The sequence below is a fragment of the Sphingomonas tagetis genome (assembly GCF_024211275.1).
GTDB lineage: Bacteria > Pseudomonadota > Alphaproteobacteria > Sphingomonadales > Sphingomonadaceae > Sphingomonas > Sphingomonas tagetis.
On sequence record NZ_JAMLDX010000009.1, the window covers coordinates 183,124 to 192,308 of the forward strand.

The window sequence follows — 9,185 nt, forward strand, 5'->3', positions numbered from 1 at the left end:
TGTTTGGCGGCGGGCAGCAAAGTTCATGTCGCCATCGACTACCGCGGCACTCCGCGTTCCACTAATGCTGAATCTTTTGCTGAAGGGAAGGAAGCTTGAACCGCCCCGGGTCTGCCGGAGGCATCGGGTTGTGAGTCACGCTGCCATATCGATGTTGTTTGCGGCAGCATAATATTGATCTTCGGCTTCGGCAGGCGGGATGTTGCCGATGGGCTCCAGCAGTCGGCGATGGTTGAACCAGTCGATCCATTCCAGCGTGGCGTACTCGACTGCTTCGAAGCTGCGCCACGGTCCGCGCCGGTGGATCACCTCGGCTTTGTAAAGGCCGTTGATCGTCTCGGCCAAAGCATTGTCATAGCTGTCGCCCACGCTGCCAACCGAGGGCTCGATCCCGGCTTCGGCGAGGCGCTCGGTGTACTTGATGGACACGTATTGCGACCCGCGGTCGCTATGATGGATGAGGCCGCCCCGGTGGGTCGGCCGACGATCGTGAAGCGCCTGTTCCAGCGCATCGAGGACGAAGCTGGCATGCGCCGTCCGGCTGGCTCGCCAGCCAACGATCCGCCTGGCGTAGGTATCGATGACGAAGGCGACGTACACGAACCCCGCCCAGGTCGCGACGTAGGTGAAGTCCGACACCCACAGCATGTTCGGCGCTGGCGCGTAGAAACTGCGGTTGACGTGATCGAGCGGGCACGGCGCCGCCTTGTCGCTGATAGTCGTGCGCACCGGCTTGCCCCGGATCACCCCTGCCAAGCCCATCTCTCGCATCAGCCGCGCGACGGTACAGCGCGCGATCGGGAAGCCCTCCCGCATCATCTGCCGCCAGACCTTGCGCACGCCGTAGACCGCGAAGTTCTCGGCGAACACGCGCGCGACCTCGGGCTTGAGGTCTGCATCCCGCCGCGCTCGCGCCGACAGGCGTGTCGGATCCTGTCGCTGCGCGACGCGCTCGTGATAGGTGGATGGGGCGATCGGCAGGACGCGGCAGATCGGCTCGACCCCATAGGCATCGCGGTGATCGTCGATGAACGCGATCATCGCCGGAACGGGCGGTCGAGCTCCGCCTGCGCAAAATATGCGGACGCCTTGCGCAGGATCTCGTTGGCCTGGCGCAACTCACGCACCTCGCGCTCCAGCGCCTTCATCTTGTCGGCAACCTCGGTTGGGACACCCGCGCGCTTGCCGCTGTCGACCTCCGCCTTCTTCACCCACTCATGCAGGGTCTGCGGAACGCAGCCGATCTTCTCCGCGATCGACACCACCGCCGCCCAGCGCGACGGATAATCGCGCTCGTGATCGGCCACCATCCGCACCGCTCGCTCGCGCACTTCCGGCGCAAACTTGTTCGTTGTCTTGCTCATACAGGCTCCACCTTCTCAGGAGTTGGAGCCTCCGGCAAACCCGGGGCGGTTCAAACCCGGGGCGGTTCAACACTGCCGGACGCGCTGCTCCTGACCGAAGCGAAGACGGTTGTCGCGTACAACGTTGCAATGAGGCAGGTCGTCGAACGCCTCGACGAAGGACGCGGCGTAATCGCGCCCAAGCCCATCGATTGCTCAAGGGTAATGGTCTACCGCGAGAACGATATCGCCGCAGCCGTCGAGGGGGCACAGCGAGCAACTAATCTATATCAGCTATTCTATGCATTGCTTGCGTCGATCTCCGGCCCGGGCCCTGCGGCGCAGTTGCTTGGTGACGCTCAGGTTCACGCGCAGCTGCGAAAACTGGCAGCGAACAGCGGGCAGGAGGCGCGGGATAAACTTGGGCTCACTTCGAAGTGACGTACGGCGGCTATCGGGATGCTATATTTTGCCGTTGAATGGTGGGATTTGGGGCGCACTGCCGTCCGACGGCTTCCGATCCATTTCGCAGACAATCAATAGAGGCCCGCACCTTATTGATCGTGGACCCTTCGAGCCGACGGGCCAATTTAAAGGATCGCTCGTTTATAATCTTAAGCTGCTTGAATGGCGAGAGAGCCAAGCGTTCATCTGCGCAATCTCCCGCTGCTGAGCCTCGACCACAGTAGCCGCCAGCTTGCGGACCTTGGGGTCGCGGCCATGCTCCAGTACGACCTTCGCCATAGCCACCGCACCTTCGTGGTGCGGAATCATGCCGCGCATGAAGTCGATGTCGGCGTCGCCGGTGTATGGCACGTTCATGGCTGTCATCATCTCATGATGAGCGGCCTTGTATGCGGCCGTCGACGAGACCTCTTTCCCGGCAGGGGAAGTGGCTTCGATGGCGTGGGCAGCGGCTTGATTCATCGCATGGACTCCGCTGGTCGCAAGGCCGAGGGCGGCGAGCGCCATCCACACCGCCATGGCGATCATCATGAGGTTTTCGGTGAGCGAGATGAAGCCGAGCGGGACGTTGCTCGAACCGCCGACACAGGCGCATTTCAGCTCGCGCTTGTCGATATAGACGGCCTTGAACACCGACACCGCACCGATCGTAGCGATGAAGAGGGCGACGGGAACGGACAGCCAGGTCAGCGCGCCGGAAATCATCAGCACGCCTGCAAGTCCTTCCGCGAACGGATAGATATAGCTGTAAGGTACCCAGCGCTTTGCCAGCAAATCGTAGTTCAGGAACATCGTTGCGAAGCTTTCAATGTTCTGGAGCTTCAAGAGCGCCAGGACGACCATCGAGAAGCCGATGAACCATTCGGCCGCCAATAGCGTGAAGATACTACCGGTGACGGCGTAGCTCCCCGCCAGCGCCGTGAGCGCCGTCATCGAAAAGAGCGCGACGACCGGCCGATAGCTGATCGCGTTTGAATCCGCGACGCGCTTGCCCAGGAATCGGCGCAGGTCGTCGTGGCCACCGATCCGTTTGCCGCCGATGAAAATCTGAGGTGTGGTCGCGACCCCATGCTGCGCCTTAAACGCGTCCGTTTCCTCGCGCGTGGTAAGGTGGTGATCTTCGACCTCGTAACCGGCCTGCTTCAGCAGGTGCACGGCTTTCAGGCCATAGGGGCAGGTGTGTTTCGGCATCACCATACGGTGAATAACGGCCTTCTTTGCACCTGCCGGATGGCTGCTCCTGCCCGACATTTCACGACTCCTTGTGATCTTGTCGGACCGGATATAGGTTCCGTACTATGGTACAGAGTCAAGGCCCTAGATCACTGACAATCGGGCAACTCGCTACTGGGGCGAACGTGGGTGTGGAAACGGTCCGCTTCTACCAGCGCAGGGGCCTGCTCCCGACGCCAACGCGCGAGAGCGGCATTAGGCGCTACGGCGGTGACGACCTGCGGCGGCTCCGCTTCATCAGGCAGGCTCAAACAGCGGGCTTTACCCTTCAGGAGATCAACGAGCTGCTAGATTTGGATGCAGGCGAAGACCGCAGCCGTGCACGGGAACTCGCAAGGTCACGCATCAAAGCCCTCGATGAAAAGATTGCTGGATTACAGCGTGCGCGCGACGCCCTGCGACGGCTGGCTCGTGAATGCCGCGATGGCGGAAGCGGCCCTTGCCCCATCCTCACGAGCTTCGAAACCTAGCTAAGGCGGCGAATGACCGCTTTGCAGGACCGGTTCACCACGCTTGAACGACTGTAAAATGGGGCGCTTAGCCGCCGCGGGTAAAGCTCGCCCTTGCTAGGGCAAGTGAGCGACAGTGACCATTCGCACCAGATCGGACAGTGTCTTCGCCTGCATCTTGAGCATCACGTTCGCGCGATAGACCTCGACCGTGCGCGCGCTGATTCCGAGGTCGAAGGCGATCGCCTTGTTCGCGTCGCCACGCGCCAGCCCTTCCATCACCTCGCGCTCGCGCCCGCTGAGCGAGGCGATGCGGCCGAGCACCGCCTGACGCTCGGCACGCGCCGCCGCCTCGCCCGCCTGGCTTGCGATCGCCTTGCGGATCGCGGCGAGCATCATCGAGTCGTCGAACGGCTTTTCGATGAAGTCGGCGACGCCGGCGTGCATCGCCTGGATCGCCAGCGGCACATCGGCATGGCCGGTGATGACGATCACCGGCACGCACGCGCCGCGCCGCTTCATCTCCTCGACCAGCTCGATCCCGCTGCGGCCGGGCATGCGCACATCGGTGACGATGCACGCGCCGGCGAGCGGCGGCGAGGCGGCAAGAAAGGCATCGGCCGATTCGAACGCGCGCACCCGGATGCCGGCGCAATCGAGCAGGAATTCGAGCGAGTGGCGCGCCGCCTCGTCGTCGTCGATCACATAGACGAGCGCGTCATTCGCCGCATCAATCGCCATCGTAATATTCCTCCTTGCCGACGCGACGCAGCGTCAGTCCGAACACCGCCCCGCCGCGCTCGCGCGCCGCCGCCCAGATGCGCCCGCCATGCGCCTCGACGATGGTGCGCGAGATCGACAGGCCGACGCCCATGCCGGTGCGCTTGGTGGTGACGAAGGGCTGGAACAGCCGCTCGGCCACTTCGGGATCGATCCCCGGGCCGGTATCGGCGACGGTGACCTGCGCCATCTCATCCGCCGCCGGCGACAGCGTGATGGTCAGTTCGCGCAGCGGCGACCGTGCCTCGACCATCGCATCGACCGCGTTGCGCACCAGGTTGAGCAGCACCTGCTGGATCTGCACCTTGTCGGCGAGCACCAGATCGACGTCGGGGCTGAAGTCATAGCGCACGCGGATGCCATGTTCCTTGATCCCGACCAGCGCCAGCGCGCTCGCTTCCTCGACCAGCTTGGGCAGGCTCTCGACCGACCGTTCGGTCTCGCCGCGCGCGACGAATTCGCGCAGCCGGCGGATGATGTCGCCCGCGCGCAACGCCTGTACGCCGGCGCGCTCGACCGCGTCGCTCACGCGCTCGAGCGGCACGTCGTCGCGCGCCAGCAGCATGCGGCTGCCTTTCAGGTAATTGGCGATCGCCGACAGCGGCTGGTTGAGCTCGTGCGCCAGCGCCGACGCCATCTCGCCCAGCGCGGTGAGCCGCGAGACATGGACCAGTTCGGCCTGCAATGCCTGCAGCCGCGCCTCGGCCTGCTGGCGCTCGGTCAGGTCGCGGATGAAGCCGGTGAAGTGGCGCTGGCCGCCGACGCGCATCTCGCCCACCGCCAGCTCGAGCGGAAAGGTCGATCCGTCCTTGCGCGCGCCGACCACCACGCGCCCCTTGCCGATGATGCGCTTCTCCCCGGTGTCATAATAGCGCGCGAGATAGCCGTCATGCGCGCCGCGATAGGGGTCGGGCATCAACAGGCTGACGTTGCGGCCGTTCACCTCGTCCGCCGCCCAGCCGAACATGCGCGTCGCCGCCGGGCTGAAGTCGCGGATCAGGCCGGCCTCGTCGATCACCACGATCGCGTCGGGCACGGTATCGAGCAGCGAGCGCAGATGCGCCTCGCGCCGCGCCAGCCCCTCGGTCACGCGTTCGGCCTCGCTCCGTGCGCGCTGGAACCACTCGCCGCCCAGCGCGATGGCGCAACCGATCGCGACGAACGCGCCCGCGGCGATCCAGCTGCCCGCGCCGACCGGCCCGAGCAGCGCATCGCACCACAGCCCCGCCGCCGCCCCGGCGATGCTCGCCGCCACCCCCGCGCGCAATCCGCTGAGCGCGCTCGCCAGCACCACCGCCGGCACGAAGAAGATGAAGGTCGCGCGTTGGCCCAGTTCGGCGGCGAAGGCGATGCGCACGCCGGCCCCCAGCGCGACGGCGAGCGCGGCCAGCGCCAGCGTCACCAGCAACGGCGGCGTGGGAATGATGGTGTGGCGCAGGGGGCGGCGCGGCTCGGTCACGCGCCTGTCATGCCGCGTCGCCGCGCCAAGCGCCACCTCCGGGAAACTACGTAGGGACATGATCCGAATTTCGGGCGCCCCGGCACCGGCCTAGTTCGTCGCCATACGAAACGGAGACCGACCATGACCCCGCCCTTCATCGACCTTGGCGTCCATCATCAGCCCAAGGGCGTTTCCGACCGCATCGCTTATGGCTTCACCAAGCTGCTGCGCTGGACCGCCGACACCTTCTTCGCCGAGCGCTACGGCCACCGCGCGGTGGTGCTGGAGACGGTCGCAGCGGTGCCCGGCATGGTCGGCGCCACCATCACGCACCTGTCGTGCCTGCGCCGCATCTGCGACGACAAGGGCTGGATCAGGACGCTGATGGACGAGGCCGAGAATGAGCGCATGCACCTCATGACGTTCATCGAGATCTCGAAGCCGACCTGGTTCGAGCGCGCGGTGATCATCGGCGTGCAATGGGTGTTCTATCTGTTCTTCTTCGCGCTCTACCTCGTCAGCTCCAGGACCGCGCACCGCGTCGTCGGCTATTTCGAGGAAGAGGCGGTGATCAGCTACACACATTATCTCGCCGAGATCGACGAGGGCCGTAGCGCCAACGTGCCGGCGCCGCAGATCGCCAAGGACTATTGGAACCTGCCCGACGACGCGACGCTGCGCGACGTGGTGCTGGTGGTCCGCGCCGACGAAGCGCACCATCGCGACGTCAACCATGGCTTCGCCAATGAACTCGCCGGCCTGCCGAGCGGCCCGGTCGCCGATTGCCCGCCGCATGTCGCGCTCGAACCGATCTGGAAGAAGGCGGCCTGACCCTTCCGGGCGCGGCCCGGCGGCGCCCTTCCCCTCTTTCCCGCTGGAGTTTTCCGATGCGCACTGTTTCGCCAGACACCATGGCCATCGTCAAAGCCACTTCCCCCGCCCTGGAAAAACACGGCGTAGCCATCACCACCGCCATGTACCGGCGCCTGTTCGAGAACGCCGAGATTGAGGCGATGTTCGACCGCGCCGCCCAAGTGAGCGGCGAGCAGCCCCGGCGCCTTGCCGGCGCGATCCTCGCTTATGCGAAGAACATCGACAAGCTGCAGAACCTCGGCACGGCGGTCGAGCGGATGGTGCTTCGGCACGTCCAGAGCGGGGTGAAGCCCGAACACTACCCGCATGTGGCCGCCGCGCTGCTGCCCGCGATCCGTGAGGTGTTGGGCGAGGGCGTCGCGACGGACGAAGTGCTCGTCGCCTGGGGCGAAGCATACTGGATGCTATCCGACATCCTGATTGCTGCCGAGGCGCAGGCTTATGAAAGCGCCCCGGCGGCATAATTTTCGTTGGCAGCTTTTAGGTTTGTCCAAAGCAACGCTAAACGACCGATGTTAGGGCGCACTGCGGACTGACAGGTTGCCACCCGCCACCAGCTGGTCGAGTTTCTTGCTGGTCTTGCGCGACAGGCCGCCCAGCGCCCTTGCCTGCAGCTCCCAGGCGCGTGCCAGCCGCATCAGGCTCCGGCTCATCATGGCGGCTGGCATGCCGGTCAAGGCCCGCCGATCCAGCGCCTTCGAGCAGCCAAATGTGCTCCTCATTCTGCACCAATAACGCCGCCCCCGGTGGCACCAATATATCCGACGCTATCGGGCGAATGCCTGCAGCTATCGTACAGCGGATGAAGTGCCGAAGCGATTGATGTGCGATGCGATGTCTGTAGGGAGAATTGAAAAACAGCGGACATCGGAAAGGTAGCTCAATGGGTAATATCGTCGTTGCCGGCGGACTGGGAGCGCTCGGCCGTGCCGTGGTGACTTTCCTGAGAGAGGCCGGCCACAACGTCGCGGTTATCGACATGGCCGCTGCGCCGGAACGCGGGGACGCGCTGGTATTCGGGGGCGTCGACCTGGCCGACGAAGTGGCAGTCGAGCGCGCCTATGAAGCAGCGGACGTTGCAATGGGCGGGATTGATGGTGTCGCCAACGTCGCCGGCGGGTTCGTCTGGGAAACGCAGCAGAAGGGTAGCATCGACAACTGGGACCGGATGTACCGCATGAACCTACGGACGGCTGCGGTTTCGTCGCGTTCCGCGCTCAAGTATCTGAAGCCGGGTGGCTCCATTGTGAATGTGGGCGCTGCATCGGCAACCCATCCGATGACGGGTTTCGCTCCCTATGCGGCGTCCAAGGCAGGAGTGGTGGCGCTGACCGAGAGCCTGGCCGACGAACTTCGCGGAAATGGGATTCGGGTCAACGCGGTGCTGCCCGAGGTGATCGACACGCCGGGCAACCGCGCCGACATGCCCGACGCGGATACCTCCGCCTGGGTACGCCCTGAAGCGGCAGCCGGTGTCGTCGCGTTCCTTTTGTCGGCGCAATCGGCGAGCGTGACTGGCGTCGGCATCAAATTATCGCTGCGCGGCTGACCGAGCAGCGGGCGCAGGCCGACTGAACGGCAGCCGGAGTCTAGACCTTCACCACGAGGATCAGAATTTCAGTCGTCACATCTTCTCGGTCAGCTCAGGCACGATCTTGAACAGGTCTAATTCGGCTCGCTGGACGCCACGATCGCGCTGATCCGCGAGAGTCCGGAGCTGACCAGTCTGCCGGAATCCGCGTCTGCCTAGAACTGGCGGCCGGCGCGCTCCCGGCGTGGCGCATCGGCAAGCGGCCGCTTGTGCGCCCGATCACTGTCGCGACCGCAACCCAGCGCGCCGACGGGATGGCGGTTCAAGAGATGGCAGCACTGTTGAAGGGCATCATTCAGTCCGCTGCTCACGCGCGCGGCTGGCGGATCGTCGGAGCGGTGACGTTGCCGACCGAATGAACTCCCACAGCGGGCTATGGGAGAGCGCTATTTCACGACCGTAGTTCGGTCCTTCCGACCGTGCATTCGCGCAATCGAAGCGCCGTTCAGTCAGCGTTGTGGCTGAATCTGCGCGCAACGATCGCACAGACGATGAGCTGAATCTGGTGGAACAGCATCAGCGGCAGGATGACCATGCTTTGTTGCGCTCCCGGAAAAATCACTGTCGACATCGGAAGACCGCTCGCGAGCGATTTGTTCGATCCACAAAATTGCAGAACGATGCTGTCTTCCCGCGAAAGGCGCATCGCCTTCAGCCCGACCAGCATGGTGACGGCCAGCACCAGCGTGAGCAGCGCGCAAAGGATCGCCGTAAGCAGCACCAGGTCTCCTATGCCCAGCTGCGTCCAGACCCGATCGACCACGCCGCGCGAAAACGCTACATAGATGATGAGCAGGATCGATCCGCGGTCCGCATAGCTCAGCACTCGCTTCTTGCGCCCCACCCAGTCGCCGACCATCGGGCGCATGAGCTGGCCGGCGACAAAGTGATCTGCCCCCTTCTGAGTGGTCCAAAATTGATGATATTTGGATGACGAAGGAGACGAGGAATGCCGAGCAAGAAGCATCGCCCGGAAGAGATTATCGGCAAGCTGCGTGAAGCGGAGGTGG

The 9,185-nt window shown here is 64.4% G+C and carries 11 protein-coding genes, 1 pseudogene and 1 other annotated feature; of the genes and pseudogenes, 5 read left to right on the forward strand and 7 right to left on the reverse strand.

The window, feature by feature from the left end:
- Positions 1–135: 135 nt before the first annotated feature.
- Positions 136–1,364, reverse strand: a protein-coding gene (locus M9978_RS13250; protein WP_254293956.1) for an IS3 family transposase whose coding sequence is annotated in 2 segments (ribosomal slippage) — positions 136–1,076 and positions 1,076–1,364 — 1,230 coding nt in all. Because the reading frame shifts where the segments join, the coding sequence is not laid out codon by codon here.
- Positions 967–1,083: a sequence feature (AL1L pseudoknot), on the reverse strand. Its footprint overlaps the gene before it by 117 nt.
- Before the next feature lie 129 nt (positions 1,365–1,493).
- Between M9978_RS13250 and M9978_RS13255 the strand changes: the two genes are divergently transcribed.
- On the forward strand, positions 1,494–1,784 hold the full coding sequence (locus M9978_RS13255; protein ID WP_254293957.1) for a hypothetical protein: 291 nt from the start codon (positions 1,494–1,496) through the stop codon (positions 1,782–1,784).
- 165 nt (positions 1,785–1,949) lie between these two features.
- On the opposite strand, the gene copM is transcribed toward M9978_RS13255, so the two are convergent.
- Together copM and M9978_RS13265 are read right to left on the reverse strand one after the other, a co-directional pair.
- Positions 1,950–2,327 (reverse strand): CopM family metallochaperone, encoded by a 378-nt coding sequence (gene copM, locus M9978_RS13260; RefSeq protein WP_367305096.1) that lies wholly within the window; start codon positions 2,325–2,327, stop codon positions 1,950–1,952.
- Positions 2,304–3,059 (reverse strand): annotated as a pseudogene (locus M9978_RS13265) (MauE/DoxX family redox-associated membrane protein); the annotation flags it as partial. The gene copM and the pseudogene M9978_RS13265, both read right to left, overlap by 24 nt.
- A 47-nt stretch (positions 3,060–3,106) precedes the next feature.
- Between M9978_RS13265 and M9978_RS13270 the strand changes: the two are divergent.
- Positions 3,107–3,511 carry a MerR family transcriptional regulator gene (locus M9978_RS13270; RefSeq protein WP_254293959.1) on the forward strand — a complete coding sequence of 135 codons (405 nt, stop codon included), beginning with the start codon at positions 3,107–3,109 and terminating at the stop codon, positions 3,509–3,511.
- Between the two features lie 96 nt (positions 3,512–3,607).
- Here M9978_RS13270 and fixJ read toward each other — a convergent pair whose 3' ends face one another.
- Positions 3,608–4,231, reverse strand: coding sequence for a response regulator FixJ (fixJ, locus tag M9978_RS13275; protein ID WP_254293961.1), 624 nt, complete (start codon positions 4,229–4,231; stop codon positions 3,608–3,610).
- Positions 4,221–5,789: a sensor histidine kinase gene (locus M9978_RS13280; protein ID WP_254293963.1), complete on the reverse strand. Its 1,569-nt coding sequence runs from the start codon at positions 5,787–5,789 to the stop codon at positions 4,221–4,223. The genes fixJ and M9978_RS13280 overlap by 11 nt, the downstream gene beginning before the upstream one ends.
- Before the next feature lie 63 nt (positions 5,790–5,852).
- On the opposite strand from M9978_RS13280, the gene M9978_RS13285 reads away from it, so the two are divergent.
- Both M9978_RS13285 and M9978_RS13290 read left to right on the forward strand, forming a co-directional pair.
- Positions 5,853–6,542 (forward strand): alternative oxidase, encoded by a 690-nt coding sequence (locus M9978_RS13285; protein WP_254293965.1) that lies wholly within the window; start codon positions 5,853–5,855, stop codon positions 6,540–6,542.
- Between the two features lie 56 nt (positions 6,543–6,598).
- Positions 6,599–7,048 carry a globin domain-containing protein gene (locus M9978_RS13290; protein WP_254293967.1) on the forward strand — a complete coding sequence of 150 codons (450 nt, stop codon included), beginning with the start codon at positions 6,599–6,601 and terminating at the stop codon, positions 7,046–7,048.
- A 51-nt stretch (positions 7,049–7,099) separates the two neighbouring features.
- Here the strand turns inward: M9978_RS13290 and M9978_RS13295 are convergent, their stop codons facing one another.
- Positions 7,100–7,252 (reverse strand): hypothetical protein, encoded by a 153-nt coding sequence (locus M9978_RS13295; RefSeq protein ID WP_254293969.1) that lies wholly within the window; start codon positions 7,250–7,252, stop codon positions 7,100–7,102.
- Between the two features lie 215 nt (positions 7,253–7,467).
- On the opposite strand from M9978_RS13295, the gene M9978_RS13300 reads away from it, so the two are divergent.
- On the forward strand, positions 7,468–8,133 hold the full coding sequence (locus tag M9978_RS13300) for an SDR family NAD(P)-dependent oxidoreductase (protein ID WP_254293971.1): 666 nt from the start codon (positions 7,468–7,470) through the stop codon (positions 8,131–8,133).
- Positions 8,134–8,620: 487 nt separating this feature from the next.
- Here the strand turns inward: M9978_RS13300 and M9978_RS13305 are convergent, their stop codons facing one another.
- A complete protein-coding gene (locus tag M9978_RS13305; RefSeq protein ID WP_367305097.1) occupies positions 8,621–9,142 on the reverse strand; it encodes a bile acid:sodium symporter in 522 nt (173 codons plus the stop codon).
- Between the last annotated feature and the right edge of the window lie 43 nt (positions 9,143–9,185).

Excerpts from the sequence above, each read along its gene's own strand:
- M9978_RS13255 (WP_254293957.1), top strand. The coding sequence starts at position 1,494 with ATGAGGCAGGTCGTCGAACGCCTCGACGAAGGACGCGGCGTAATCGCG.
- copM (WP_367305096.1), bottom strand. The coding sequence starts at position 2,327 with ATGGCGGTGTGGATGGCGCTCGCCGCCCTCGGCCTTGCGACCAGCGGA.
- M9978_RS13270 (WP_254293959.1), top strand. The coding sequence starts at position 3,107 with ATGGTACAGAGTCAAGGCCCTAGATCACTGACAATCGGGCAACTCGCT.
- fixJ (WP_254293961.1), bottom strand. The coding sequence starts at position 4,231 with ATGGCGATTGATGCGGCGAATGACGCGCTCGTCTATGTGATCGACGAC.
- M9978_RS13280 (WP_254293963.1), bottom strand. The coding sequence starts at position 5,789 with ATGTCCCTACGTAGTTTCCCGGAGGTGGCGCTTGGCGCGGCGACGCGG.
- M9978_RS13285 (WP_254293965.1), top strand. The coding sequence starts at position 5,853 with ATGACCCCGCCCTTCATCGACCTTGGCGTCCATCATCAGCCCAAGGGC.
- M9978_RS13290 (WP_254293967.1), top strand. The coding sequence starts at position 6,599 with ATGCGCACTGTTTCGCCAGACACCATGGCCATCGTCAAAGCCACTTCC.
- M9978_RS13295 (WP_254293969.1), bottom strand. The coding sequence starts at position 7,252 with ATGCCAGCCGCCATGATGAGCCGGAGCCTGATGCGGCTGGCACGCGCC.
- M9978_RS13300 (WP_254293971.1), top strand. The coding sequence starts at position 7,468 with ATGGGTAATATCGTCGTTGCCGGCGGACTGGGAGCGCTCGGCCGTGCC.
- M9978_RS13305 (WP_367305097.1), bottom strand. The coding sequence starts at position 9,142 with ATGCTTCTTGCTCGGCATTCCTCGTCTCCTTCGTCATCCAAATATCAT.